The organism is Nocardiopsis synnemataformans (genome assembly GCF_965343085.1).
In the GTDB taxonomy this organism is placed as follows: Bacteria; Actinomycetota; Actinomycetes; order Streptosporangiales; family Streptosporangiaceae; genus Nocardiopsis; species Nocardiopsis alborubida.
The window spans coordinates 13,802-40,166 of record NZ_CBDRFA010000036.1 but is presented as its reverse complement, the minus strand read 5'-3'; the positions used below and the strand labels follow the sequence as shown (position 1 = coordinate 40,166).

Below are 26,365 nucleotides of genomic sequence, written 5' to 3'. Positions count from 1 at the left end.
GGAGCCGACCATGCCCAACCAGGCCCCCGCCCCCATCGACGTGTGGTGGCAGGTCAACGTCGACTTCCCCACCCCGGCCACAGCCGAACAGGTGGGTGTCCACCACCTGTCCCCCACCCTGGAGTGCAACGGTAGGGGATGGTTCCTGATGCGCAAGAAGGGCGCGTGGCGGTGCCGCCTCCACCTCACCGGCGCCCCGACAGCGCAGGCGACCATGAGGGAGCGGGTAGGTGAGCTCTTGGACGAGCTCACCGACGCCGGGCGCATCAGCAGCTGGACTCCGGTGATCTACGAACCCGAGATCCACGCCTTCGGCGGCCCAGACGCGATGGCCGCAGCCCACACCCTGTTCTGCGCCGACACCCACCACCTCACCCGGTTCCTGGCCACGACCGAGGGTCCCGGCCGCCGCAAGGAGGTGTCGCTGCTGCTGTGCCACACCCTCATGCGCGCCGCCGGCCTGGACCCCTTCGAGCAGGGTGATGTGTGGGATCGCGTCGCCACCCTTCGCTCCGTGCCCGCCCCGGTGCCGGACAAGGTCTGCGCCCAGGTGCACCGCCTGCTGAGCGTGGACCCCGGCCCGCGCGCCCCGCACTTCTGCCCTGGCGGTGCCTTCGACGGGTTCGCCCCCTGGGCGCAGGCCTTCCACACCTGCGCCCAGACCCTGAGCGATCTCAACTCCCGCGGCCGTCTGGAGCGCGGACTACGAGGCGTCCTGGCCCATCTCGTCATCTTTCACTGGAACCGGCTCGCCATCCCCGCACCAGTCCAGGCGGTGCTCTCCCACGCCGCCGCCCAGACGATCTTCGACCCCGAGACGGTGGGGCTATGACCGGGCCCGAGCTTCCTGCGGCGATCCGCTATCTTCCGCTGGTACCCCGCCCCCGGCCTGCAGCGCTGCCCCTACAGCGGCGACTCACCGAACTCGACGAACTCGTCCACCAGGCCCAGCACGCCCACGGCGCCGAAGAAGGGATGGCGCGTGCCTGCGAGGCGATGAACAAGGCCGCGCTCCTGGCCAGCGACACCGGCCACCCGGACCTGGCCGCGACCCTGTGCTGGCGACAGTACGAGGCGTTCCTGCCCGCGGCGCCCTTGACCGTGAAGGCGGCGACCTTTGCCCTGCAACCGCTGGTGAACCTGGCCCGCCTGGCCATCCGCACCGGAAACCCCTCCGACGCCTACACACTGCTGGAGTCGCTGCTCGCTGCCGCCGACCAGGCGGAGCCAGCGCAACTACTCGGGCGGACCTGCCCCGTTGGCGGCCTCGTCGCCTGCGCTGCCGAACGCGCCGAGCTGCGCCAGTTCCTGTGGGCGGTCCTACTCGCCGACGGCACCCGAGCCCTGTGCGCAGCGGGCCGGTGGCAGGACGCCGTCGACCACCTCCACCGCTACAACGGCATCGGCACCCGGCTGCTGGACGGACGCCAAGTCGCCGTGCTGGCCGCCCTGCACCGCACGGACCCTGGCACCGCCACCCGGCTGTTGGCCACAACCGACTGCGCACAGGCGTGGGAGCATGCGGTGGCCGCCTGCCTGACCACCGCCACCCGCCTCGCATCGGGGCAGGACTCCTCCGCGGCCACCACCGCCATGGTCAACGCCGTCCTGCACCTACCACCCACCCCGGGTGGGGCGGTGTTCGCCGCGCGGCTGGGGGTGCTGGCGTGCGAGCTGGCGCCAGAACATCGCGCTCTGCTCGACCACGTCCTCTTCGGTGTTCTGCAATCCGACGATGCTCATACTGCCACTGCGGCCTTGGGCTCTCCCGTCGTCGCACCGCAGTTGGCCAAGGACCAGCAGCAGGCACTGCGAGCGCGTGTCGCACGCGCGGAACTGGCCGAAAACGAAGAGCCATTTGGGGTGGACGCACGTCTGGATCAGGTCTGTGCCAAGGCTGCCAGGTTCCTTACCTAGAGCGTGTCGTCTGATCCTGGGGGCGTTTCGCCGTGCTTTTGCCTTCGGGGCGTTCATCCCTGTTGCGCGGGCAGGATGTACCCCACGCCTTCGTGCTCCCGCACAATCCACCCCACAGGGGACCGGTGGTGCAGATACGGACTCAGCAGCCTCGCTCTGTAGAAGCAAAAGCCCGAGGATCCATCCACTCCAGTGAAGTCAGCCAGATCGCCGAAGACTGCCTCTTCGAACAAGACGTTTGGAGGAAAATCGGCGTTCGTGAAGTACGCTTCGTATTCGAACTCAGCCCTCTCGAACACAGCGTCGGTGTGGAACGAAGAGTTCCTGAAACAGGATACGCCTTGGAACTTCACATCACGAAACACTGCACGACCCTGAAATTTCGCTCCTGCAAAGTCGGCCCAGTGATCGAACGTGGACCTTTCGAAGTATGCGTAGTCACTGCAGGTGACGTTCGCGAAGGACGCGCCGTGCTCGAAGCGCGCCGCCTCCAAGTGTGCGACCCCACGGAAGGCGGCATCGTTGAATTTTGCCTCTTCCCAGACTCGCATGCCCTCCATCCGTGTCTCTCCATAGAATTCGGTTCGAGTGAAGTCGATCTGGTCGATATCCGCATCCATGAAGAAGAAGTCTTGGAGCCGGGCTCCGCTCAGGTCGATGCGTATATCCTCCCAGAGCTTGAGCTCACCGCGAGGACAGCGACCCTGGTGGAAGTCGTAGCTCGACAGCCTCCGACTCAATATCTCCTGAGCCTTCCCGCCCACGCGTTGATTGTCTGTGCGCGCTTTCTCGCGCAGGAAGGCGCACACGACGTCTATGACCGATTGCCTGAGATCGGGGAACTTGCACCCTATGGCCTCCAGTTCGTCCAGGGCTGCGGCCTGGAGTACCGGTGGACTGTCGAACAGTCGCTGGGTGGCCTCGGTCAGCCCTTTGCGAGCCTGGAACGCCTCACTGTATGCCAGGTGAACTTTTCCAGCTTGTATGACGACACCCGAGTTATCACCAATAAAGGAGTTGCCGGCTTCTTCGTTTTCCATTACCGCTCCTTCTTACCTGTGCGGGCACCTGCACCGACATCACCGTTGGCGACCGGCCCATTTCCCGGACGGTCTTGCTTGCGCCCTGGCACCTGGTGGGGTGAGAGGGATTGTGCTTCAGCAGTTGCCTCTCCCAGGGCACGGGCTAGGCGGGAAGCCGCCCCTTGGTCACCGAACCTGTGCCCGTGGTGCGCTCCGCCGGTACCCGCTCTTGCCCGCGGGGGCGACGTGTTCGATGCGTGAGGTCATGTGGCGAGCCATGCGCTCCAGGCCTCAGGGTCGGTGCCCACTCCTTCGGGTATGCCCAGGCGGAGCAACGCCCCGGGGTAGAGAGCCTCATAGACGGCGTTGACGCGGGTGGAGTAGACAGCGTCACGCAACAGCCACGGTGCTGGCAGCCACCGGCAGGCCAGGGTGGGAAACTGCGAATCGGCCCCGATGAGTTCCCCGTGGATGACCCCGCGTCGGAGGAGCCCGGCGATGAGCATCAGACGTTCGTGGTGTCGCTGCTCCCACCTTTCGTCGCTGACCTGGTGGTCTTCCTCCGGATCCTCGGCCAGAATGCCCAGCAGGTCCCACCGGGTGGCGGGTGGGTTGTAGTGGACTACTGCCGCGGTCCAGGGCAGGTCGAGCATGCGGGCGGTGTGGGTCCGGTGGTTGCCGTTGGATCCGACCGTGTAGAGGGGGCCTGCCCACGCCGGTATGCGGGTGAGATCGATCGGTCCGCCTTCGAACAGCTCCTCGGTGAAGGCCTCCAGGTTGTCGCTGGCGCGAAGACCATGAGCGATCTGTTCGGGTACCTCGGGGCGGTGTGTGCCGAACTCTCCCCAGGGACGGTTGCCTGTAGCCACCACCAAGGAGGTAGGCACCCAGTAAGCGGTTTGTACGGAGCCTGCGTGGTCCCGGTTGGTGGGCGCGCCCACATCTTCGAGCTTGTCGGCATCAGGAAGCTGGGGGTGGTGGGTGTTGAGCCACTGAGCACGCTCGGCCAGATACTCCTTCACGACCACGGCGCCGAGCAGGTCCCTGGCCTTGGCGCAGGCGGCGATGTGTTCGTCGTAGGCCACACCCCGGTGAGCGAGGAGCTGCTCGATCAGCAGGGAACTGTGAGGCAGGTTCCGGGGAACGGCATGGGGGGTCAAAGGTCGGTCAGCGGTGGTCGGTACCGGGTCGAAGGCGAGTGCGGGCGGGCACTCATGAAAGAACCCGGTGACCGTGTGAGCCGCCGCCCGCGGTGTGGGGGCCGCTCCCCACAAGGTCCACGGTGCGGTGCCGTCGGTGTGGGTGGTGCGGGCCTGAAACGCCCCATCGGGTTGGTAGTCGATCGTCCAGCTTGTGGCTTCGGAATCAGGTTCACGGTGTGCCAGTGCGAGATCGGCGTCGAGGAGTTCGCCTCGACGGACGTCGATCTTGTGACGCAGGGCGATCAGATCGTCACCGGGGTCAAGGCGTAACCCCGGGGTCGTGTTGGCTTGGCAGATGAGCTTGTAGGCGTCGTTGGCTTGTCGACCCAGGGCACGCGCGCAGGTGGCCAGGTCGGTGAAGTCGACGAACAGGTGGGGTTGCTTGAGGTCACGGGTGATCTGGCGGGCCGTGTCGCCGATGAACAGCAGCCGCGGCCAGACACGGTCCCATTCGGGTTGATCACCCGCGGGCGTACCGGAGGGCGGGTCGCCATGGGTGATCAGAACTCGGGCGAGGCGCCAGCGTTCCCGTACTGGGATCCACCGGGCCAGGAGGGGGATGAGCCAGCACACGGTCGCGGCCAGCAGCCGTGCCGGGTGGGGTAGCGCACGGGTGGTGCCGTCAGAACGTCGGCATGGAAATCCTCGGGTGGCCGAGCAGGAGGGGCAGCCGGTCAGGTCCATGGGGGTCAAGGTAATCAGATGGAAACCAGCGGTGTTGCCCCTTTCGCAAGAACACAGGCCGTTCCTTCCCGCAGGAGGATCTGTGTTTCCGCAAACGTGCCATCCCTGTAGGGCCGCACCAGGGCCGATGCAGGTGTTTGAGGATCAAACACAGCTCTCTCCTGCAGTGAAGCGATCAACCTGTCCGTCCCCCACGCCGACCACCAGAGTTCAGGAAGTACCTCGCATGCACCACACGCGCCTCGCCCCGCCCACCGCTCTTCTCACCAGGCTGCGCGACGCCCGCACCGCAAGCCAGACCCGCCTTGAGGACGTGTTGGAGAGCCATGGCCTGCGCCCGCTCACCGGAGGCCTCCAGAACAGCGTCTACGCCTGGGAGGACCCCGATCACGGGCCCATCTGCATCAAGCTCTACACCAAGGGCCACCACCGCCGCCGCGTCGAGCGCGAGTGGGCAGCCCTGACCCTGCTCGCCGAACACGAGGTCGACGGCGTCCCCCGCCCGCTGTGGCTCAACGACGACAGCGTCCCCGCCATCGGCATGACCTTGGTAGCGGGCACACCGCTCCTGGAGAGCGCCGACCGCGAAGCCGCCCTCAAAGGCCTGGCCCGCACCACGCGTCGCCTGCAGCATGTGCCCTTGTCCGGTCTGCTCGCCGACATCGAGCGCATCGACTCCGGCGCCCACTACCTGCTGCGCCTCACCAGCAGCTGGCCCGAACTCCTCGCGAACCACGAGGAAGACCCTTTGACCGCCGACATGCGCGCCCTGCTCGCGGCCTGGCACGCCAGCGGCGACGCCGAACTCGTGAGGGAGAACACGGCCCCCGCCGTGTTCTCCCGGGGCGACTCCAACCTCCTCAACTGGCTCCGCGACGGCGACCGCGCCCCGTGCGTGGACTTCGAGTACAGCGGACACAGCAGTGGCTTCTTCGACGCCGCCGACCTGATCGAACACATCAGCGCCCGCGAGATCCCCGACAGCACCTGGATCCCGCTCCTGCCCGACCTCGGAATCACTTCCGCCAACCGGCACCAGTTCCTCGCCGCCCAGCGCACCTGCGCCCTGCGCTGGCTCGCGATTCTGTGGAAGCAGCGCCACACCCGCGCCGCCGAGTTCGACACCCAGCACGCCCGCGTACGGCTCCTACAGCTCCCCGACAACCCCTGGCATGGCTGACCCACCTTTGCGGCCAGGCGTCACCACACCCCCTGGCCGCCACCGGCCGACGAGCAGCAGCGGCCGCGCCCGCGGCCGCCCGATCGTTTGAGGATGACCATGACCCTGATGCCGCAGACCATCAGCCTGCTGTGGGTGCTGCGTCCCTACTGTGTCTCACACCAGTGCAAACCCTGCTACTTCACGTAGCTCGACGAGCAGCGCGTGGCCAAGACCCCCGGTCTGCTGTCGCACTTTTCGCCCCACGATCTGCCCACCAGGGAGGTGATGGTGTTGGCGCGCACCCTGAAGGGATCGGCCGTAGGTCGGGTCTTCGTTGCCGGCGGCGAGCCGTTGATGTGGCGGCTCGTCCTGGATCTCATCAAGATCCTCAAGGACGGCGGGATCGAGGTCGTGGTGTGCACCAGCGGCGTGGCACTGAACCAGCCGGGCATGTCCGAGCGCCTGGTGGAGCTGGGAGTGAAGGGCGTCTCCGTGTCGCTGGACTCTACCGACCCCGACTACAACGACACCTGGCGCCCGCCCCGCCGGGAAGGCGATGGTTGGGAAGGAGTCGTCCGCGGAATTACGACCCTGCTGGCTGCCCGCGGCTCCTCGCCCCGGTCCCGGGTCGGCCTCTACACGGTCATCACCAAGCTCAACCTGTCGGATGTCACCGCCGTGCCCCAGCCGTCGGCTCGCGCAGCGCCTTGGAGCCCTCGTCGGGGTTGGAGAAGATCACTCAGGCCAGGCACGATCCCACGGTGCTCAGCCGTGCTGAGCTGGAGAGCGCCCGGCAGCGCTAACCGGCCCTGGCCAGGGGCAGGAGGTCGGGACGCAAGGTTTCACGGTGGTGCGGTCCCATGAAAGCGCGTCTGGTTTGCAGGTGGGCCCCACTCCATCCGGGTGGGGCCCACCTGTGGGTTGGACTCTGGTCACGGGTCCAGCGGCCCTGGGCGACGTCGACTACTACGACAACGATCCCCGCCGCTACCTACGCGGGCCCAGGGTCTAACACCTGTGGACTCACCCCATGGCCTGGGGTGAGTCCAAGGAGGCTTCAGGCGCGGCACGCCCGGATCTGGGTCACCAGGATCGCGCGGGCGCCGACCTGTTCGAGCTGGTCCATGATGCTGTGCGCCTCAGCGGTGGGCACCATGACACGGACGGCCGCCCAGCCTTCGCGGTGCAGCGGAGAGATGGTCGGCCCCTCCTTACCGGAGGCGATCGCCACAGCCGCTTCCAGGTTGTTGGCCTCGATGTCGTAGTCGAGCAGCACGTAGTCGCGGGCGACCAGGACGCCGCCCAGGCGGCGCAGGAATCGCGTCGAGGCTTCGGTCTTGGTGTCGCTGCGGTCCTGGATGACGACGGCTTCGGAGCGCATGATGGGCTCGCCGATGATGCGCAGCCCCAGGTGGGCCAGGGTGGCGCCGGTTTCGACCACGTCCGCGATCACGTCGGCCACGCCCAGGCGCAGCGCGGTTTCCACCGCGCCGTCCAGGCGCACGATGCCTGCGGGGTCCACCCCGTGGTCGGCCAGGTGCTTGGCCACGACCGAGGGGTAGGACGTGGCGATGACCTTGCCGTGGAGGTCGTGCACGCCGCGGGCGGAGTCGGGGTCGCCGGCGAAGTGGAAGGTGGAGCGGGCAAAGCCCAATGCCAGGACTTCCTCGGCCGGGCCTGCGGAGTCGATGAGCAGGTCACGGCCGGTGATGCCCATGTCCAGCTTCCCCGAACCGACGTAGGTCGCGATGTCACGGGGACGCAGGTAGAAGAATTCGATGTTGTTCGCCTCATCGGTGACGACGAGTTCTTTGGAGTCGGTGCGCTGCAGGTACCCGGCCTCATGGAGCATCGCGACCGCTTTGGCGTGCAGGGAGCCCTTGTTGGGGACGGCGACGCGGAGCATGGACGACATGGGTGCCTCTCGTGTGTGGGTGGACGTTGCCATGGTTTCAGGTCCAGACGTGGTCTGTGGGGTGTTTGCTACAGCCCGTGGGTGCGGGCGTGGGAGTTGACCTGTGGTTCGGTCATGGTGGCGATGTGGTCCAGGACCGCGCGGGTGCGGTCCTGGCTGGTGGTGGCCTTGTGCCAGAGGTGGTGTGCGCTGGGGTTGAGCTGGTCGGGGTGGTGGTGCAGGTGCTCGAACAGGTGGGTGAGGGCTTGCCGGATGTGGGGGCGGTGGGTGCGGCGCTGGGGTGGGCGCAGTACGTGGTGCAAGGTGGCGGCCTTGATCCAGGCCGCTTCGGCGTGGGCGCGAGGCTCGACGCGGATGTGGGCGTGGTGGCGGCGCACCGGTGTGCCTTGGGCGGTGGTGGCCTGGACCCAGCGGGTGGTGAGGGTGCGTGTCAGCGCGCACAGCGCCTCGCGCGTCCGGGGGGTGGCGTCGTCTTCTTCCTTGGCCAGGATCGCGAACTCCTGCAGTTGCAGGAGTTCGCGGGCGGCTTGGTCGATGTGTTCCGCGGGCTGTGTGCTCAGACATTCGGCGGCCAGGTGGCTGAGAAAGCGGCGGTGAGCGTTCTCGGTGAGGGCGCGTGGGCGCAGCAGGCGGGCGCGCACGCCATCTTCGAGGTCGCCGGTGGCGTTGGCGATGTCGTCGGCCCAGTCCATGATCTGCGCTTCGATGCTGACCGCGCCGTGGGGAGCGCTGTGGCGGGCCCAGGCGAAGGCGTGGGCGTCTTGGGGGAAGACCCCGAATTTGCGCTGGCCCTCCTGGTGGGGCCAGGGGTACTTGCAGGTGGCGTCGATGGTGGCGCGGGTCAGGTTCAGCCCCGAGCTGTGGCCGACCGGTTCCAGGCGGGTGAGGATGCGCAAGGTCTGGGCGTTGGCCTCGAACCCGCCTGCGGTCTGGCCCAGCGAGTCCAGGACGCTTTCGCCGTAGTGGCCAAAGGGTGGGTGTCCCAGGTCGTGGGCGAGTCCGGCGGTTTCGACCAGGCGGGTGTGGGCGCCCACACGCTGGGCGATCCGCCCTGCGATACAGGCCACCTCCAGCGAGTGCGTCAGGCGGGTGCGGGGGGTGGTGGCGTCCTCCTCCAGATGCAGGGACTGGGATACACCGCCCAGGCGGCGCAGCGCCGCAGAGCGCAGCACGCGGGAGTAGTCCTCTTCGAGGGGGTCGTGGTTGCCCGCGGTAGGGGTGCGGCGTTGCAGGTCGTGCTCGTTCACACCTGCTCCCCTGCCGCTGTGCTGGCGTCGAGCAGCGTGGTGATGGAGGCCTCGCTCAGGTAGCGGCGGTAGAGGGCGTCGGCGCGCAGGTCGGTGCGTGTGCGCCCGGTGAAGGCGGCCTCCAGGTACATCAGCCGCCGCAAGAAGCGCCCGTGGATCCACCTGCGTTGGATGTCCAGGCTCTGGCCCGGGCCCAGCGCCTGCAAGGCGCGGGTGTTGATCAGCCGGTTGGTGTCCACCAGCCGCACCCGTCCGGCTGTGTCGACCGCCAGGTTCAAGAAGCGGTCGTCGATGATGTCGGGCAACAGCACGTCCTGGTGGGGGACGCGCTCCAGCAGGTGGCGGGTGGTGGCGATGAACTCGGCCAGGTCGTGGCGGGTCGAGGCGGGCAGTTGCTCGGCGCTCGTTCGGCCCAGGTTCCACTCGGTGCGCACCGGCACCCATTCCTTGACCAGCACCATCTGGCACAGCGGCGCGTCGGCGGCGGGGCGGATGAGGACTTGGTCGGGGATCAGGTTGGGGCAGGTGGGTGTGTAGGTGCGCATCAGGTAGGCGTATTCGGTCTCCACCTTGTCCGGGGTGAGCTCGGGGGCTTGGGGCAGGAAGTACTGCACACAGAACCGGCCGCCGTGCGGTGGGCGGTAGACGCGGCTGTGCTCGCCGTCGCCGATCAGTTCGTACCCGGCGGGCGGCCGGGCGGGCAGAGTGTTCACGCCTTGTCCTCCAGTTCCACCAGCACCTGGTCGGTGACCAGGGCGTGGGCGCCCAGGCGGTTGGCGCAGGCCAGGGCCTGGGTGGCGGTCTCGACCAGGGGTTCGCCGGGACCGTTGAAGCTGGTGTTGAGCAGCACCGGCGCGTGCCCACGTCCAGCGAGAACATCCAGGACCTCCCACACCAGGTCTTCGGCGCCCGGTTGGAGCTGTTGGGGGCGTGTGGTGCCGTCCTGGTGGCGCACCGCGGGCATCAGCGCGGCGCCGGTGTCGCTGAGGTGGGCGGCGCCGAGCATGTAGCGGTGCAGGTGTGGTGAGGGCTCCCACCACCCGTGCTGGCCGTGGTGGGTGAGGGGGCCAAAGGGTCGCCACTGTTCGCGGCGTTTGAGCGTGTTCATGCGCTGGCGCATCCGCGCCTGGGTGGGCAGGGCGAGGAAGGAGCGGTGTCCCAGGGCGCGCGGGCCCACTTCGCTGCGGCCCCGGCACACCCCCACGATCTTGCCTTGCTGGAGCAGGTCGGCGATGTGGTCGGCGTCCACGTCGCGGACCCGGCCGCCGTCGACCTCGGGCAAAGTTCCGGGGGTGCCGCCGGTGTAGGGGTCCATGACCTGGGGACGGGTGGGGGCGGCCAGGGTCCAGGCCGCTCCCAGGGCCACCCCGGCGTCGTGCGGTACCGGGGGCACGTACACCGGCCCGTCCAAGCGGCCGTTGGCGGCGCAGTTCAGGCCCACTCCCCCGGCGATGCACACGCGCTGCAGACCGCTCAGGGTGCGCGCCTGCTCGACCAGCCAGGCCAGGGTGTTTTCCACGGTGGTCTGGGCAGCGGCGGCCACCCGCACCGCACGCTCGTCCTGGGCCAGGCTGGCCGCGGGATGCTCGGGGCGGGCGGCGCCGGCGAAACGGGTGATGTGGTTGGCCCACCGGCCGCGGGTGGCCTCATAGTCCAAGGTGGGGTCATCGCCCAGGACCGAGAGCAGGCCGTGCTCGCCCACACGGATCCACCCCGGATCGGGGCGCTGGTCGGTGTAGGCGGCCAGGCCCATGGTCTTTCCGGCACCGCGTTTGCCCAACCCCAGCCAGCTGGAGGCGGCCTCGTACAGGTGGCCCAGGCTGGCCACCTGCGGCCACACTGCGATCTGGACCAGGGGGTGACCGCGTTGGGCTCGCCACAGCGACGTCGACTCGCTTTCGCCGTTGCCGTCGACCACCAGCACCGCGGCGGCCTCATCGCCGCTGGCGTGGAAGGCCGAGGCGGCGTGGGCCTGGTGGTGGGGCACACAGTGCAGGCTGGGCCGGTGGGGCAATCCCAGCGCGGCCAGGAAGTGGGCTGGGGAGGTGAATTCCCACCCCCGGCCAGCCGCGGCTGCCAGGCGCGGTTCGTCCCAGCCCACGGCCACCGCGTCGACTTGGTGGGCGTCGATGCCCGCGATGCGCAGGCAGGCGGCCACCGCCAGGGTGGGCATGTGGGTGCCCACGGCGTGACGCATCCGGCTCAGGCGTTCCTCCTCGATGTAGGCCAGTACCGTGCCGGAGTCGTCGACCAGACAGGCCGCGGCGTCGTGGTAGGTGGCCGTACCGGCGTTGACGCCGAGGATGTAGGTCATCACAGGCTCGCTTTCACAGCGGCGGGGGTGCGAGACAGGACATGGGCGTAGGCGGTGAACATCCGCTCCAGCCCGAAGGTCAGGGCCTTGGCGCGGCCCCCGTGGGACAGGCGCTGGTGCAGGGCCGGGTCGGACAGGACGCGGTGCAGGGCCTGGGCCAGAGCCGTGGGATTGTGCGGAGGCACCAAAAGACCGCTGTGGCCGTGGTCGATGTACTCGGCCGGGCCGCCGTGGGCCGTGGTGATCACGGGCATCCCGGCGAGCATCGCTTCGATGTTGGTGTAGCCGAAGGGCTCGGGCTCGCGGCTGGGGTGAGCAGCCACATGCGCACCTGCGTAGCAGCTGACGACCTCCTGCGGGGTGAGGGCATCCAGCAACACCACACGCCCACCCAAGCCGCGCTGGGCGATCATCTGCTCCAGATCACGCTCGAAACCGGGGGTGCGGGTGTCCACCAGCCCCGCACCGTTGATGACCACCACGGTGTTGTCCATCTGACCGCGGGTGTGCAACAGGTGAGCGGCCTCGATGAGATCCTCGTGCCCCTTCCACGGCACCCGCCGGGCCGAGAGCAGCACCACCCGCGCTTGGGCGTCAAGGGTGTTGCGCTGTCGCACCTGCAAGAAGACGTCGTGGTGACGTACGGCGTCGAGCTGGTGGAGGAAACTGGTGGTGTCCATGCCGTTGAACACCGTGCGCACCGCATCCGCCGCCACTCCGGCTGCGATCAGGGCGCGGCGGATCGTCTCAGAGACCGCGATCAGCCGCACCTGGGCACGAGTGTGCTCCAGTCGCTGGGCCAGGTAGGTGAACCGGGCATGCATCTGGGCCGCGTCGTGGATGACACCGGTGATCTGCAGCCGCTCGACCCGCTTCGCGGGCAGGTGGGAGTGCTCCTCGGCCTTGAGCAGCGCGACCAGGGGGTTGATGTTTTGCACCAGCAGGTCGTCCACACCCGCGGACAGGACCTGGTCGGCGTATTGACGTGCCAACTGTGACCAGACCGGGTTGGTGGCCTGGTCGATGAGGTCCTCATAAAAGTGCTGGACCCGGGCCGGGTCCTTACCGCCGGTCGCCGCATCGCCCAGGTACTGCGGAAAACGGGTGGCCACACCACGAAGGCGCACCAGGTGGCCTTCGGGGGTGCGCAACGTGCCCAGGTAGCCGGGGAGGTCCGCGCCGGTGCGGGTGATGGTCAGCTGTGTGGTGGGGTGCTGCTCGGCCAGGCCACGCAGGAGCTGGTGGGTGTGGTTGACCAGGCCGGTTTGCCGGGTGGGCTTGGGTTGCCCGGTCGCCGTCATCGTGCCACGTACGTCGTAGGTCAACAGATGCAGCGCAGCGGGGAAGGCCTGGGACAGGCCGGGGGTATCGGAGTTCACGGGGGTCCTCACACTCGCCAGAGGGTGATCACAGAACGTGAGAACAAGATTCGCCTCGCAGACGAAGGCAGCACCAGTGACGTTCGCGGACGAACACGGACGTTGGTTGCGTCCGCTGTCCGTCCCGGGGGAAGGAACGGGCCATGACCCCACAGACCCCGCACTTGCCCAGGTGGGCACAGGCTCTACGGCAGCAGCGCACCGAGCTGGGATGGGACGTGCACCGGCTCGCGGTGGAACTGGTGCAGGCCGCCGGGCGGCACAACACCGCCACCGCCGAGAGCCTGACCCGACGGATCCGGGCCTGGGAAGCAGGCAGTAGCGGTATCCGTGAGCGCTACCGGTTGTTGCTGGCCCAGGTGCTCCAGGTCGACCCCGAGGTGTTCGCCGACCAGCCGGTCGAACCGGGAGCACCGGCCCAGGCGAGTCGTATTCGGGCAACCAGTGCCCATCTGGTGTCTTTGGACGTGGCCTTGGGCGGAACAGATCTGGTGCCCGCAGCGGTGCGCGCGGCACACACGGCCCACGCCAGCGCACGAGCGGGAGCGTCAGCGGACGTGGTCTCGGCGGCAGCGGAGGCGTTGCAGGTGGCCGGGTGGCTGGCCTTCGATGCCGACGAGCACGTGCTGGCTCGTCGGCTGACCAGCGCCTCGGTTCTGGCGGCGCGTGTGGGTGAGGACCGCGGCGGTGAGCTGTTCGCCTTGTCACAGCTTGCGATGCACGATGCTCACGAATGCTTGCCCCTTCAGGCTCGCCAGGTATGCGAGCATGTGCTCGACGAGCAGCTCTCCTCCCGTCTGACCTGCCTGTTCGAGCTTCGTCTGGCGCGGTCTCAAGGGCAGAGCAACACGCCGATCCGTGCTTTGGGTACCTTGCGCCGAGCTCGCTCTCGTCTTCAAGACGGCGCTAATGACGATGACCCGCCTTGGGCGTGGTGGATCACCGAAGGTGAGCTGACTTGGCACGAGGCCATGATCCACGCCGACAACGGCAACTGGGACCGGGCCCAGGAGCTGTTCGCGCTGGCTCGGGAGCAGCGTCCTGCCCGCTACCCGCGCGGGCCGCTGGTCGATGCGGTCCACCAACTGCACGCGCTGGTGCATCTGAGGGCATGGGGCGCCGCCCAGGAAGTACTGACCACAGCGGTGATCCCTGCGGTGGGCCAGGTGCGGTCAGCACGCACCAACGCTCTGCTCGCCCGCACCGTAGGGCTCAGCGAGCGCGCTGCGGCACCGATGCCGGTGCGTGAACTGATGCGGGCGGCAAGTGCTGCAGCGTATTAGGAACCCTTAAGTCGCGGCCAGGGTCCGCGTCCGCAGACTGAGGGCGACGGGGTCTTCCTGTCCCGTTCAGGACAAGATGGTGAACTTCCCGGTGGAAACTTCCACGACGTTGAGGACTTCACGGGTGAGCGGCCTCTCCTTCAGGGCCTATTCGTCCAGTTCAGGACCAACCGAGTGTGCCGCTTGTCCACGACGCGTCCAGGCGGGAGCTGGTCGTTGGGAGTGTCGGCCGGGACCAGGGTGATGCTGGGGTCGGGGCCGTGACGATAGTCGTGGTCCCACTCCTGTATCAGCGCGCACAGCCGCTCGGCGGTAACGGCACTGGTGGGGCCGTGGCCGATAGCGCCGAACTGCCACCGGTCCTCACGGTCGGGGTGGCGGCGCAGGGTGCGGTAGGCAAAACTCGCCCCATCTGGAGCGATGAGGGCAGGCGTGCCGTGGTTCCAGGTGGGCTTGACCAGCTTGGCCTTGACCGCGCCGGGGTCGGCGGTGAGCAGCGCCCAATCGTCGACCACCGTGGCCAGCCACAGGTCCTGGGCGTCGGTGGCCTCGTCATAAGCCACCAGGGTCTGCGACCAGGCGGTAACGGGCTTTTGGGCGAGCGCGATGCGCAGGGCCTGGACGTCGACGTCGGGGCCGTCCTCCAGCCGCAACCCGACGTGTTGCCCGTCGGTGTCGTTGAGGTAGGGCATGTCCTCCCAGTGCTCGCCCGCGCCAGTGATGCGCACGAACCCGCACATGTCCTGGGACAGAGCCGACCAGTATCCCTGGCCGGTGTGCTCCAGGGTCAGGCACCGGGTCAGCCCGCGGATGCGCATGGGCACGACCAGACGCCCCCCGGGCACGAGCTGCTCGGCCCAGGCGGCGGGCACGTCCCACGCGCCGGCGGTGACGATAATGCGGTCGAAGGGGGCCCGGGAGGAGAAGGCGTACTCGCCGTCGGCCACCGCCAGGTGCACATCGGTGTACCCAGCGCCGGTCAGGCAGCGGTGGGCGCGGTCGATGACGTCGGTGTCGATGTCGATCGAGGTGACCTGCCCGTGCGGCCCGACGAGTTCGCTGATCAGGGCGGCGTTGTAGCCGCCCGACCCGATTTCCATGACCCGGTGGCCGGGGCGGATGTCGGCCCGGTCGAGCATGAGCGCGATGACGGTGGGTGCGGACACCGAGCTCAGCGCCACACCGCGTTCGGTGTCGCGTTTGGTCACCACCGCCTGGTCGGCGTATACCTCACCCAGTTCCAGGCCGGGCAGGAACGCTTCCCTGGGCACCTGGGACAGGGCCTCCTCCACGGCCGGGGCCAAAGGCACGCCGACGTGGGCGCGGTTGGCGACCACCTCACGGACCATGGCCTCGCGCAAGGTGTGCGCTGATGGGGTGGTGGTGCTGGTCATGGTCCCTGTTTCGTTGAGTGGTCACGTCGGGTGAAGGTAGCAGCAGCGTCTTGGCCTCAGTCATCTGCAGAGGTGGGCTCTATAGGGCTTGGGGGAGGCCGTCGGACGCAGGGCGCGTGTTCAGGCGACGCTTCTTGGGGCGGGGGCTAGCGTGAGCGTCCACCCTTGGTCGATGGGTGTGGCGTGCACGCCCACGGTGTCAATCGTTGGTCGGCCGTGCTCCTTCCACTCCTGGATCAGGTCGCGAACGTGCTCTAGGGGCGGTGACGTAGCCGAATCGGCTACGAGCCGGGTTTCGGGGAACAGGGCGACGAATCCGACGTGGTCAGAGGTGGTGATGCCGACCAAGGTTTCCTTGCCGCGGTGGGCCATGGTCAGCCCGGCCGGTTCGTGGGCGATGGCCCAGAGCTTGAAGTGCTCGATCTCCGGCCAGCCGACATCGACGGGCTCGGTGTGGGAAGCGTGGAGCATGCGAGTGAACACCGTCTCGGCCAGACCTCGGGTTCCGGTAGCGGCGATCCAGGGGGCGGAGATGTAGGAGGGGCTACGCTCGCCGTCGATGATGCGGGAGATGGTGGCGTAGCGGGACCGGTCCAGGGCGGGGGTGGTCATGGGCACGTACTGGCCTCGGGACAAGGTGGTGGGTCCAGGGGTGTGGTCGTTGGCCACGGTGATGCGGGCCATGGCGGTGGAGTAGGCGATCGGTGCGCACACCAGCGGGGCCAGGATGATCCCGCCCGGGCGGACCTGTTCGATCCAGGCGGTGGGCAGGTGGGGTGGGGTGGTCCAGGCGATGAGCCGGTCGAACGGTGCGTGGTCGGGGGCTCCGGCGTAGCCGTCTCCGGCCAGGGAGGTGATGGTGGTGTAGCCGGCCTGGTGGTGGAGTCCGGTGGCGCGGGTGATGAGGTCGGCTTCGACGTCTACGGACACCACTGCTCCGTGGGGGCCGGTGAGTTCGGCCAGGAGTGCGGTGGAGTAGCCGGAGCCGGTGCCGATCTCCAACACCCGCATGCCTTCCTGGATGTCGAGGAGGGGGAGGTGGCGTTCGATGACCGAGGCGGGGGTGGTCTGTCGGACGGCGCGTTTGTCGGTGCCGCGGTAGTGGGTCTCGTCCACCCGGGCCAGGGCGGCAGTGATGGCGGGCGGGGTGGTCGTGGTGTCGGTCATCGAAGGATCCGGTTCGTTGTGGGCGGGTCAGATGCGCAGAGCTGTGGTCCACGGCCAGGCGGTGGTGTCGTCTTCTCCGATGGGGGTGCCGTCGGGGGTTTGGGCCCAGGCGTGGGTGGCGGGTGGGTCGAACCGGCCGCCCAGGCACCAGTGGAGTCGGCGGCCGGTGAAGACGGCGGCAAGGACCAGGGTCAGTGAGGTCTCCAGGCAGGCGGCTCGGCCTGGCCACCAAGCACCGGCACGGGCGCAGGCGTTCGCGAGGCGCGCGAGGGTCGGGTCCGTGGTGGTGGGGGTGGTCAGCGGGAGCCGGTGCAGGATTTCGATGGTGGCGATGGTAGTCCGAAAGGGCAGGCGGAGCAGGCAGATCGCGCAGATGAACGCCAGCGCGGCGAGCGCCTTGAGTTTCCAGGTCACGGGCGTGTGGTGGTTGGGTAGGGCCATGGGACTGGTCACCGGGGCTCCTGTGTGGTGATGAGGCGTCGTTGGCGCAGGTCGTCCAGGAGTGGGAGCAGGTCGGTATCGAGGCGTTCGGGGCAAACGTCGAAGCGCTCAGCCAGGGCCGTCAGTGCGTCGAGGTGGGTGCGGCCTCCGGTGAGGGCTTCGTTCCAGTAGGCGGCGGCCGTGGGGTTGAGGTGGGTCCAGGAGCCGTCGCGCAGGTTCAGGATCAGTGCGCCGCGACCGTGTGGGTCCATCGCCGCGGCGGCCCATCGGGTGGGGCGGACACGGCCGATCATGGCCTCTCCCCCACGGTGGCGGTGTGGTGTGCTTGGGTCCACCAGGCGGGTTCGTCTGCCAGGGAGCGCACCCACATTTCGGTGGTGATGACCTGAGCGAGGGCTCCCAGGGGTGCGGTACGCCCGTCCACGGCCCGGCTCAAGGCTGCCAGCACGGGTGTGGTTTCGATGACGCCGAGTTCACCCACGTGGGCGGTGGTGAGCAGATCTCGCATGACCGAGGCGTTGCGGCGTAGGCCTTGGTAGGCGTGGGTGGTGAAGGCGTCCTTCGACGCGCGCTCCCACACCCCTGGCGGCAGTACTCCGGTCATGGCCTGGCGCAGGGTGGGCTTGAACCGGTAGGCGTCAGCGCGGGTCCAGGAGGGCGCGGTCAGGGTGGCGCGTACGAGGGCGTTGTCCAGGAAGGGGGCGCTGATGTCCACGCCGAGGTCGTGGTGGGCGAGGTCGCGGAAGGTGGTGTGGCCGGCGGCGTAGTAGCGCAGGCCCCGGTGGTCGGCCCACTGTCCGGGCAGGAGCCTTGCGTGGTCGTGGGTTTCGGCGGCGTGGCGGGTCTGGTGGGCCAGGAGGCGGCACAGGGGCGGGGTGAGCCAGGCCGCGGTGGCGGTCGGGGCCGTCCAGGACAGGGTGCGTTCCAAACGCGGGGGCCGGGCGCGGTGCTCCAGGTTGTCGGCCAAGGCCCGCAACGCGTCGGGGTAGCGGGTGCGGGCCAAGTGATGAACGGCGCGGGCGAGGCGGTGGGCGGGTACGCGCCACAGGCGGGCGTGGGCGAGGGTCTGGGTCCAGGCACGGCGGTGGTGGCCGTTGGCGAGGAGATCGGCTAGATGGGCGGGGCCGGTGGACAGGACGTTGTCGCCGCCGTTGCCGGTCAGGTGCACGGTGCTGCCCGCTTCGGCCGCGGGTGTGAGGTAGGCCCGGTGGCGGCTCCAGGCGCGTAGGTCCAGGGCGGGGGCGTCGGTCGCTGTGGTCTGGTGCAGGTCGGTGTAGGGCAGGGTGTTGGGGCCGCCGTGGACGAGGCGATGGGTGATGGCGGGTGTGGTGGCCGCCGCGGTGCGGGCGTGGTGCAGGTCGGTGTGGTTGCCCAGGCCGGGGGCGGTGTAGGTGACGGCGTACACCTCGGTGGTGCGGGCGGCGAGCAGCGCGACGGTGGTGGAGTCCATGCCGCCGGACAGGTCTGCGCTCGCCCGATCGCCTTCTCGGGTGCGCAGGGCGACGGCTTCGGTCAGGGCGGTGCGCAACCGTTCCGGGACCTGGCCGGGGTCCAGACCGGACAGGGGAGCGGGGGCGATGGTGGTGGCGCGGTCGTGGGTCAGGTGCAGGGTGTGACCGGGTGGGACCTGGTGGATGCCGTGCCACAGGCTGCGGGTGGAGCGCAACTCTTCGACCAAGGGAGCGGCCAGGTGCGCAGCCAGAGCTTCTACATCCAGCGCTGCACCGGTGATCTGTGCCAGGGGACGGGCACGGGTGGCCCAGAACCACCCGTGGTTGTGGTGGGTGTAGTAGAGGGGCCAGGTACCAGCCAGGTCGGGAACCGTCACAGTCTCCTGCCTGGTGGTGAGGACGGTGAGGTAGGAGCCTGCCCAGTGGGTGAACACCGACCAGTCCCGGGTCCGCAGCGCCTTCTCCGCTGCGGTGCGCAGTTCGATGTCGCTGGCTGCGCAGCGGCCGATGACGGTGACGGCGGCCTGGTCGGTGGTCACCGTGCGGTGCGGAGGCGCGTCCATCGTCCAGACCGGCATGTGGTGGACGGTGAGGGGGATGGCCGTGGCGGGGACGGTGTGCGGAGGGCGGGTGTGGTGGTGTCCGGCGACCCAGCGCATCGACAGGGGATGTCCTTTCGAGCAGAGGGCGTCGCCGCCCGCCGTGCGGGTGGGCGGCGACGGAGCGAAGGGTTACGCGTCGTCTTCGACGCCGACACCGACGTCGGTGAAGTAGCGGTCGTTGTCCTCGCTGTCCTCGGGGACATTCCCGAGGGTGTGGGTGTGGACGGTGCCGAGTGTGGTGGCCTGGGGCGGCGTGTAGGCGAACACGGTGTCCATGGGCGTGACCTTCCCTTCGGGTCCTCTGGATTCGTCGCGGTCGACGAACCTCTGCACTCACCGAAAGTAGGCGTGCTCCCTCATGGAGTGAAGGGCCGTGCTGTCCCTCTGGTCTGGCGGCATCTGGTGCGGTAGGCCGTGGTGGCCTACCCACGCAGGCGAGGGCCCTGGTCCACCTCAGGAGGGTCCACGCGGGCGAGGACTCCCCCATCGTCAGTGAACCGTGTCGGTAACCGTCGCGATATAGCGCTGCCTGGTCCTCTTCACTCCTCCAATCGGTGGGCGAGTCCGATGAGACCTGGGGTGCGTCGTCCGTTGCCGCGTTCCAACAGTGTCTGCGCCGTGGTGCGGGCTTGAGGGTGGTAGCGCACCCACTCGGGGGCGCTACGGTGCGCCTCCAGCAGTGCCGCTGTCGCCTGCTGATCGTGCCGGAGTTCAACACGGGTGTGGGCGCAGTTGAGCAGATAGCGGGCCCGCCAGGACGCTGGCACTCCACGCGTGGTGGGCACCTGTCCGATGAGGCGGTGGGCCAGGTCCAGGTCGTCGAGCTCGACGGCGTCGTTGACGGCGGTCATCGCCACCACCCCGGGGCCGAATACCGCCCACTGGTCGATCCGATCGCTCCCGAGGCGTTCCGCGGCCGACCGTGCCACAGCCGTCAGGTCAAGGCAGCGTCGTACCCCTCCAGCGCGAGCAGCGGCACCGGCGGCATTGACCAGCAACGCACCGAACACCGCCAGTTCCTCCTCGGTTGCGCCACTCCAAGGGGGTTCGACTGTCTCAGCTGCACGGGTGGCGATCTTTTCTGCATCGTCCAAGCGACCCTGGCGGCGGTAGATCCAGGACAGGAAGTTCGCGGCGGCCGCGTGGTGCAGGTGCGATCCGCTGGCACGGGCGGCGGCCATGGCCCGCTCCACAGCCAGAAACGCCAGGTCCTTGTGGCCCAACGTGATCGTGACCCCGGCCGCTGCCTGGCAGGCGGTGGCCAAGACGCCCTCCGCCTGTATTTGTGCGTCTCCACCACCCTGGCGGGCGGCGGCGCGGGCCTGACTGATGAGTTCGGGCAGACGGACAGTGACCTGGGTGTAGGCGCCGTCCTGGTAGAGCGCCCACACCCGTCGTATCTGCTCACGCAGCTCCGCCGGGTCCGCGGGCGTGGACTCGGCGGACTCGATCAGGCCGAGCGCCTCGGGCGAGGTGAGGGCATGGCGGATTCCGTCGACCGCCAACGGCGGTTCGGCCGCGGTGCACTGTTCGGGAGTGAGCAGTACGGCAGTGGTGCAACCCAGGGCATCAGCGAGGACGTCGAGGGTGGCCAGGCGCGCACTGGTGCGCCTGCCCTGCTCCAACCGGCGCACCACGTCCACGCTGACTCCGGCTGCGGCGGCCAGTTCTTCCTGGGTCAGAGCACGCCTGCGCCGGTGTCGGACCAGTTGGGGGCCGATGTGAGGGGATGTCGGCACGGGCACCACCTTGTGGGTGACGTCGGGGCGGCCGTGCTCCTGGCCGCTGTGGGGTCAGTGTGCCCCGTTCCAGCCGTGGGTGGAGAAGGTTTCGCCTGACCGGATCCGGTCGATGATCGTGGCGATGTAGGGGATCGTGGTCTCGGGCAGGTCGGCGGGATCCTCCCAGGACAGACCCGAGCACAGGTCGGGTTCCATGTTGCTCGGGGTGCCCTGCCAACGTGTGGTGGTGAAGAAGAAACCGATGCGGGTCTTGCCCCTGCTGTTGCGGTGATGGGCCACGTGGGCGCACACCAGGTCGGCGGGGTCAATGACCACGCCGAGCTCTTCTTTGAGCTCACGGGCCGCTCCCTGGGGGGCAGACTCGTCGGCCTCCAGGTGCCCGCCGGGGATGCCGTACTGGCCGTCGGCGAACCCTGTGGCTTGGCGACGACCGAGCAGGACCCGGCCGTCCTGGCGGGTGAGCAGGACGCACACGTCTACGGTGGGCTCGGCCCTGGTCATGGCTGGCTCCTTCGGTGACGACCGACATGGACGGAAGACGTCCCCCAGGGTGCCGCATCAGCTCCTGCAACGCCGGGTGAGGGGTACGCGCCTTGCTCAGGAGTTGGGACGACAGTGTGGCCTCCCGCTCCGGCACCCAGATCCAGGATTTTTCCCTATGCCAGCGCCACCGATCCAGGTCTAGTGCGGCTAACTCTCTGAGCCGGTGGCCACGCCGTGTTCTCCCGGGGTGACTTCAACCTCCTCAACAGGCTCCGCGACGGCGACAGTAGTGCCTGCGTCGACTTCCAGCACAGCGGGCACCGCAGTGACTTCTTCGACGCCGCCGACCTGATCGAACACATCAGCGCCCGCGAGATCCCTGATAGCACCTTGTTCGCGCTCATGCCCGGCCTCGGTATCACCCCCGCCAACCAGCACCAGCTCCTCTCCGCCCTGCCCTGGCTCGCCGCGCTGTGGAATCAGCGCTACACCCGCGCCGACGAGTTCGGCGCCCTGTACGCCCGCGTACAGCTCCTGCAGCGCCCCGAGACTCCCTGGTATGGCTGAACCCGTGCCCTGGCGGCCGGGCATCACCGCACCGCCTGGCCGACACCCAGCAGCCGCCGCTGGATGTCGGCCGGTGGATGAAGTGCAGTCAGCTTGGGTGCGAGTGGTGCAGCGCGTAGTCGTCCTGTGAGAAGACCTGGGTGCGTACGGTTGCCTCACTGAACCGACAGCTCATCTTCGCTGGCGTAAAGGGAGATGACGTGTTTACCCGCCGGTCAGCCTTCGTGGCCTCTAACCTGAGCGGGGTGAGGACCACTCTGACTGCCACCGTTGACCCCGCCGAGTTGCGCCAAGCGCTCGTGACCCGCCTGGCCGACACCGGCCACCTGCGCTCCCCCGAGGTCATCGCCGCCTTCCGGGCCGTCGAGCGCCACCGGTTCCTACCCGGCGTCGACCCTGAAACCGCCTACGTCGAGGACGCCGTGCCCATCAAGCACGACGAGACGGGCACGATAATCTCCTGCATCTCCGCACCCTCGATCGTGGCCACCCAGCTGGAGCAGCTGGGCGCCGAACCCGGCCACAGGGTCTTGGAGGCCGGAGCCGCCACCGGCTACAACGCCGCAGTCTTGAGCCGTCTGGTGGGTCCGCAGGGTCATGTGTGGACCATGGACATCGACCAGGACCTCGTCGACAACGCCCATGCGAACCTCGCCGCGGCCGGAGCCTCGAACGTGAGCGTGGTGCTGGCCGACGGCGCGGCTGGGCTGCCCGAGCACGCACCTTTCGACCGCATCCAGTTCACCGTCGGCGCCGGTGACATCCCGGTCAAGCTCCTGGACCAGCTCGCCCCCGGCGGACGCTTGGTCCTGCCGATGCGGATCCGCGGCAGCATCTCCCGCAGCTTCGCCTTCGAACGCGACCGCGACACCTGGAAGACCACCTCCTGCGAGATGGCCACGTTCGTGCCCCTGCGCAAGGGCGTGTGCGACGACATCTGCACCCGCGTGCCCATGGCCGGCGAAGGAAACGTACGTCTGGAGACCTTCAGCGAGCAGGACGTGGACCACGAGGCACTGCGCACCGTGCTGGACCATGAGCCGACCAAGGCCTACACCGGGGTGAAGCTCCGCGGGGATGGAAACTGGGAGTGGCTGTACCTGTACCTGGCCTGCGCGCTGCCCAACGGGCTGTCCCGCATGCCCGGCTCCCGACCCGGCTTCACCCCGCACTTCCATTGGGGCGCGATGGCCGCCCTGGACGGTGGCAGCCTGGCCTACTTCACCATCCGCGAAGGCGAGGACGACCAGGGCAGGTTCTGGGAGATCGGGGTCATCGGCCACGGTCCGCGCGCCGCCGAACTCACCGAGCAGGTCGTCACCGAGGTCGGCGCCTGGGACTCCGGCTGGGGCAACGCCGCGCCCGCCCCGACCTTCCGCATGGCCGTCGGTGAGGCCCGCACCCGGCTGCCAGCCTCAGACCCGCGGCTGGTCATCGACAAGCCCCACAGTCGCCTGGTCATCGACTGGCCGCGCCGGAGCTAGAACGATGATCCCTTCGATCGCCAGCCGTATCCCGCTGGTGCACCGCCCCAAAGCTCCTGCGCTACCACTGGGCGAACGCATCAACAATCTGGCTGGGTTGACCGCCAGGCTCACTGGTGTGAGTCTCGCGGTTTGGTGATTCGAGCTTGCAGCATCCGCCGTACCAGCCTCACCCGCTCGAACCCGGCTGTGTGAGGACCTAGTTCCGATCTCGCCACCGAGAAGGAGAACGCCGCCCATGGCACGCACCACCGCCCGTCCCTCCGCCACCGCGCAGGAGGAACGCACCATGCACCGCGACACGCTGCTGGATGAGTACGCTCGCTTTCAAGGCGGCGGCACCGAAGCGGCTTTCCAGCTCGCCCAAGACAGCATCGACGCCCTAGCTGGCCGCTACGTCGCTGCTCTGGAGGACGTCCCCGCCGATCGGGTGGCCGCGATCGGCGTCATTGCGATGATGATGGACATCGGCTTGGAAATTCAGAACCTGCGCAAGGACGTCCAGCGCTTGGACGAGACCGTGGGTGAGATCGCTCGGGGGGCTGGGGAAGTTGTGCGGAACCAGTAAAATCAGTCGCCTACCGGGCCTAAGTCGCCGACGACATCGCCCCGGTGAGTGGACGTAACCGCAGGGTAAGCAGTCACTTAGACCTGGCCGCGAGCCATGCCCGGGCTGGCGTTAGCGCACCATCCTTCGGAATCAGACCAAGCAGGTCCACCACCCCCAGGTGGGATCTTTCGAAAAGTTGGTGCACCACTTCGCCGTCTTTGACTCCGACTGCGCGCTGCTCGACGACCGTGTACTCGCGGGCGGTAAGGACGCTCCCCTCGTCGTGGGCACTGGCGAGGACCGGACATGCGTGTAAAGCGAAAGACAAACACCGCGGGTGGGTGGGCGGCTCCACAAGGACCCCTGCCGGATAACTTTCGCCAACCATGAACGCGCACTGGCTCGTGGGCTTGATCGGCGTGCCACAGATGCTGCACAGCCGATCGATGACCGCGCGCCGCTGACGGTCCGGACAGGGTTGGCCGAAGACGGGAGTGCCCTTGCCAGGTTGACAGGTGCAGGTCACCGTGCGCCCGCGATCGGTGAATGTGATGCTGGTACTGGTGTCGGAGCTCTTCCACTGAGTGGCCCAGGGAACAGGTAGGGCTCCAACACGAGGCAACCGGGCAATACGAGGAGGTACCACCAGATCACGAACTCGTACGGTCACCACTGATTCCCTCCATGCGTCGGACGTTCAGTGTTGCGTGTTCTTGAAGGGCTGTCCACCGCAGATATGACACTCGGAGAGCCTGGAGGGGTTGGACCGAGAGCGTATCGCCGGGCGGTGCGCGCAAGTGCCCGTGGGCTGCGTCACCCTGAGGCGCATGTCCCGGTGGGCCACCTCCGGTGCCCTGCGTGCGCCAGTGCAGGTGATGGGCAAGGTACCGTCGGCCACGCCGCGTCCTTGGGCGCCTGCGTCACGGCTCTGTCCAGCACCCAGGATGCGAACGCGCATAGTTAAGGGATACCGCCGAACGCAGCCTCGGCACTACCTGCTCACGCATGCGGCGTCTACGGAAACCGAGTGCCGCAAATCGTGGTTGTCGCGATACCGCCTTCTGAGTGATGCAGCAGCCTCTCACAGAGGCGAGTACGCAGGTCATGGTCGGATGCGGGGTCAATGAAAGGCCACATCCACCCCACTGAGCTTCACCATCCGGAGGAGGCGGCCAGTGTCATGAACGTCCACAGCGTCCTGTAGGTCGGTCGGCCACAACCCTGCGAACACTCGGGACCAGGCCAGGATGCGCAGGTACTCGACCGGGTGATGGATCCGGTCGGGCAAGACGACATACCAACCGTTGCTCCCCCTGGGCTTGATCTGCAGCTCTTCGCGGGCAAGAGGGCCAAAGTGCTCGTTTGTGAAGGCGTCGATGAGTATGTTGAGGACAGTCACAGGAGACAAATGTGATGGCCTCTTCTGCGGGGCTTGGTGCGTGCCGTGGAGGGGAAGACGACGCTCCCAGTCCCACAAAGGCCCGTCGAATGAGACTGGACAGGGCCTCAGCGCTACTTCGATGTCATGAGCACTGCGGATGTGAATCGTTGAGGAGGAGCTCTGTTCCAGAGTTTGGCGCAGAGCCCCGGGCAGCGCTACCAGGGATGCAGGATCGGCCAACTGGCGAGCCAGAGCCGCCACATGGTGGGGGCGCCCCCACTCAAGGTGTACGGGGAAGCCCCCGAAGCGGGACGAGGGAAGCCCACGCCACAGATCCGAGTATCCAGCGACCCCCGTCGCATTATGTGTCTTCAGCAGCCGCAACCGGCGTAGCAGCGCCGATCCCAGACGGACGGATTCCAGCGATCCCGGGCCTTGGAAGTGCTTGTGGCGCATGGCGATGGTGTGGCGTTCCAGGGCAGTCAGGGAGAGGGGATCTGTGCTCCAGAGCGGAGTCCCCAGGCAGGTATGCAGAGCGTGCACCTGATCACGGGCCCAAGACCACTGCGCTCGGGTCGCGGGAATCTTGACCAATGCGTCCAGGCCCAGCTGGCGCAACTCGAGGAAGCGGCCTCGGTGCCGAACGCGCAGACCAGGAACGCCCAAGGGTTCGCTATCGGCATCGCTACGGGGCAGCCAGAGGGTCAATGCATCAGACAGGTGTGGACGAGCGATCTCCAACACCGCCCTGTCCGGGCTGGGGGTGCAGCGCGTGATGCCCAGCGGCGGGTCATATGGGGGGCCCATGGTGCCTAGGTCGCGAAGCTCCAAAAGGAGGTCTGTCTCCAGTCGGGCTTGGTCATCAGTGGCCTCGGGGATGACCGGCGCTCCAGCGGGCAAAGCGGCTATGGCCTTGAAAACAGTGGCGTGGCTTTCCCCGGTGGCGGCGGAGCGGGCTCGGATGAGTTCGGTGTGACG

The 26,365-nt window shown here is 68.1% G+C and carries 25 protein-coding genes; 9 read left to right on the top strand and 16 right to left on the bottom strand.

Annotated elements, in window-relative coordinates:
- The first annotated feature begins 10 nt into the window (after positions 1–10).
- Both ACSIH6_RS20980 and ACSIH6_RS20975 read left to right on the top strand, forming a co-directional pair.
- The gene (locus ACSIH6_RS20980) at positions 11–832 is read left to right on the top strand and encodes a thiopeptide-type bacteriocin biosynthesis protein (protein ID WP_435110009.1); all 822 of its coding nucleotides are present in this window, start codon (positions 11–13) and stop codon (positions 830–832) included.
- Positions 829–1,917, top strand: coding sequence for a hypothetical protein (locus tag ACSIH6_RS20975; protein WP_435110008.1), 1,089 nt, complete (start codon positions 829–831; stop codon positions 1,915–1,917). The genes ACSIH6_RS20980 and ACSIH6_RS20975 overlap by 4 nt, the downstream gene beginning before the upstream one ends.
- Before the next feature lie 53 nt (positions 1,918–1,970).
- Here the strand turns inward: ACSIH6_RS20975 and ACSIH6_RS20970 are convergent, their stop codons facing one another.
- A complete protein-coding gene (locus tag ACSIH6_RS20970) occupies positions 1,971–2,957 on the bottom strand; it encodes a pentapeptide repeat-containing protein (RefSeq protein ID WP_435110007.1) in 987 nt (328 codons plus the stop codon).
- 245 nt (positions 2,958–3,202) lie between these two features.
- On the bottom strand, positions 3,203–4,825 hold the full coding sequence (locus tag ACSIH6_RS20965) for a hypothetical protein (protein ID WP_435110006.1): 1,623 nt from the start codon (positions 4,823–4,825) through the stop codon (positions 3,203–3,205).
- Positions 4,826–5,051: 226 nt separating this feature from the next.
- Here ACSIH6_RS20965 and ACSIH6_RS20960 point away from each other — a divergent pair, with 226 nt between their 5' ends.
- Together ACSIH6_RS20960 and ACSIH6_RS20955 are read left to right on the top strand one after the other, a co-directional pair.
- Entirely contained in the window at positions 5,052–6,005 is a 954-nt protein-coding gene (locus tag ACSIH6_RS20960) for a phosphotransferase (protein ID WP_435110005.1), read from the top strand.
- A 204-nt stretch (positions 6,006–6,209) separates the two neighbouring features.
- Positions 6,210–6,851, top strand: coding sequence for a radical SAM protein (locus tag ACSIH6_RS20955; protein ID WP_435110004.1), 642 nt, complete (start codon positions 6,210–6,212; stop codon positions 6,849–6,851).
- A gap of 193 nt (positions 6,852–7,044) precedes the next feature.
- On the opposite strand, the gene hisG is transcribed toward ACSIH6_RS20955, so the two are convergent.
- From hisG to ACSIH6_RS20930, 5 genes are all read right to left on the bottom strand, one after another.
- A complete protein-coding gene (gene hisG, locus ACSIH6_RS20950; protein ID WP_231972400.1) occupies positions 7,045–7,902 on the bottom strand; it encodes an ATP phosphoribosyltransferase in 858 nt (285 codons plus the stop codon).
- Positions 7,903–7,970: 68 nt separating this feature from the next.
- Positions 7,971–9,149 (bottom strand): dGTP triphosphohydrolase, encoded by a 1,179-nt coding sequence (gene dgt / locus ACSIH6_RS20945; protein WP_435110003.1) that lies wholly within the window; start codon positions 9,147–9,149, stop codon positions 7,971–7,973.
- Positions 9,146–9,862: a hypothetical protein gene (locus ACSIH6_RS20940; protein WP_435110002.1), complete on the bottom strand. Its 717-nt coding sequence runs from the start codon at positions 9,860–9,862 to the stop codon at positions 9,146–9,148. The genes dgt and ACSIH6_RS20940 overlap by 4 nt, the downstream gene beginning before the upstream one ends.
- Positions 9,859–11,463: a carbamoyltransferase C-terminal domain-containing protein gene (locus tag ACSIH6_RS20935; RefSeq protein WP_435110001.1), complete on the bottom strand. Its 1,605-nt coding sequence runs from the start codon at positions 11,461–11,463 to the stop codon at positions 9,859–9,861. Before ACSIH6_RS20935 ends, ACSIH6_RS20940 begins: the two co-directional genes overlap by 4 nt.
- Positions 11,463–12,842, bottom strand: a complete 1,380-nt coding sequence (locus ACSIH6_RS20930; protein ID WP_435110000.1) for a glycosyltransferase family 4 protein — start codon at positions 12,840–12,842, stop codon at positions 11,463–11,465. Before ACSIH6_RS20930 ends, ACSIH6_RS20935 begins: the two co-directional genes overlap by 1 nt.
- Positions 12,843–12,985: 143 nt before the next feature.
- Here ACSIH6_RS20930 and ACSIH6_RS20925 point away from each other — a divergent pair, with 143 nt between their 5' ends.
- Positions 12,986–14,125 carry an NsdA family TPR-like regulatory protein gene (locus ACSIH6_RS20925; protein WP_435109999.1) on the top strand — a complete coding sequence of 380 codons (1,140 nt, stop codon included), beginning with the start codon at positions 12,986–12,988 and terminating at the stop codon, positions 14,123–14,125.
- A 140-nt stretch (positions 14,126–14,265) separates the two neighbouring features.
- Here the strand turns inward: ACSIH6_RS20925 and fxlM (ACSIH6_RS20920) are convergent, their stop codons facing one another.
- The 8 genes from fxlM (ACSIH6_RS20920) to ACSIH6_RS20885 form a co-directional block, all read right to left on the bottom strand.
- Positions 14,266–15,519, bottom strand: a complete 1,254-nt coding sequence (gene fxlM / locus ACSIH6_RS20920; RefSeq protein ID WP_435109998.1) for a methyltransferase, FxLD system — start codon at positions 15,517–15,519, stop codon at positions 14,266–14,268.
- A 120-nt stretch (positions 15,520–15,639) separates the two neighbouring features.
- Complete coding sequence (locus tag ACSIH6_RS20915) at positions 15,640–16,686, bottom strand: methyltransferase domain-containing protein (protein ID WP_435109997.1); 1,047 nt, start codon at positions 16,684–16,686, stop codon at positions 15,640–15,642.
- A 27-nt stretch (positions 16,687–16,713) separates the two neighbouring features.
- Positions 16,714–17,139 (bottom strand): lasso peptide biosynthesis B2 protein, encoded by a 426-nt coding sequence (locus ACSIH6_RS20910; protein ID WP_435109996.1) that lies wholly within the window; start codon positions 17,137–17,139, stop codon positions 16,714–16,716.
- Entirely contained in the window at positions 17,136–17,420 is a 285-nt protein-coding gene (locus ACSIH6_RS20905) for a PqqD family peptide modification chaperone (protein WP_435109995.1), read from the bottom strand. The genes ACSIH6_RS20910 and ACSIH6_RS20905 overlap by 4 nt, the downstream gene beginning before the upstream one ends.
- Positions 17,417–19,237 carry an albusnodin/ikarugamycin family macrolactam cyclase gene (locus ACSIH6_RS20900; protein WP_435109994.1) on the bottom strand — a complete coding sequence of 607 codons (1,821 nt, stop codon included), beginning with the start codon at positions 19,235–19,237 and terminating at the stop codon, positions 17,417–17,419. Before ACSIH6_RS20900 ends, ACSIH6_RS20905 begins: the two co-directional genes overlap by 4 nt.
- Positions 19,238–19,309: 72 nt before the next feature.
- Positions 19,310–19,456, bottom strand: coding sequence for a hypothetical protein (locus ACSIH6_RS20895; RefSeq protein WP_435109993.1), 147 nt, complete (start codon positions 19,454–19,456; stop codon positions 19,310–19,312).
- A gap of 263 nt (positions 19,457–19,719) precedes the next feature.
- Positions 19,720–20,919, bottom strand: a complete 1,200-nt coding sequence (locus tag ACSIH6_RS20890) for a helix-turn-helix domain-containing protein (RefSeq protein WP_435109992.1) — start codon at positions 20,917–20,919, stop codon at positions 19,720–19,722.
- Positions 20,920–20,973: 54 nt separating this feature from the next.
- The gene (locus tag ACSIH6_RS20885; protein ID WP_435109991.1) at positions 20,974–21,423 is read right to left on the bottom strand and encodes an NUDIX hydrolase; all 450 of its coding nucleotides are present in this window, start codon (positions 21,421–21,423) and stop codon (positions 20,974–20,976) included.
- A 216-nt stretch (positions 21,424–21,639) separates the two neighbouring features.
- On the opposite strand from ACSIH6_RS20885, the gene ACSIH6_RS20880 reads away from it, so the two are divergent.
- From ACSIH6_RS20880 to ACSIH6_RS20865, 4 genes are all read left to right on the top strand, one after another.
- Positions 21,640–21,972, top strand: coding sequence for a hypothetical protein (locus ACSIH6_RS20880; RefSeq protein WP_435109990.1), 333 nt, complete (start codon positions 21,640–21,642; stop codon positions 21,970–21,972).
- Between the two features lie 245 nt (positions 21,973–22,217).
- Complete coding sequence (fxlM, locus tag ACSIH6_RS20875) at positions 22,218–23,456, top strand: methyltransferase, FxLD system (protein WP_435109989.1); 1,239 nt, start codon at positions 22,218–22,220, stop codon at positions 23,454–23,456.
- Between the two features lie 238 nt (positions 23,457–23,694).
- Complete coding sequence (locus ACSIH6_RS20870; RefSeq protein ID WP_435109988.1) at positions 23,695–24,024, top strand: hypothetical protein; 330 nt, start codon at positions 23,695–23,697, stop codon at positions 24,022–24,024.
- A 160-nt stretch (positions 24,025–24,184) separates the two neighbouring features.
- Positions 24,185–24,322 (top strand): hypothetical protein, encoded by a 138-nt coding sequence (locus ACSIH6_RS20865; protein ID WP_435109987.1) that lies wholly within the window; start codon positions 24,185–24,187, stop codon positions 24,320–24,322.
- Between the two features lie 804 nt (positions 24,323–25,126).
- Here ACSIH6_RS20865 and ACSIH6_RS20860 read toward each other — a convergent pair.
- On the bottom strand, positions 25,127–25,405 hold the full coding sequence (locus ACSIH6_RS20860; protein ID WP_435109986.1) for a hypothetical protein: 279 nt from the start codon (positions 25,403–25,405) through the stop codon (positions 25,127–25,129).
- Between the last annotated feature and the right edge of the window lie 960 nt (positions 25,406–26,365).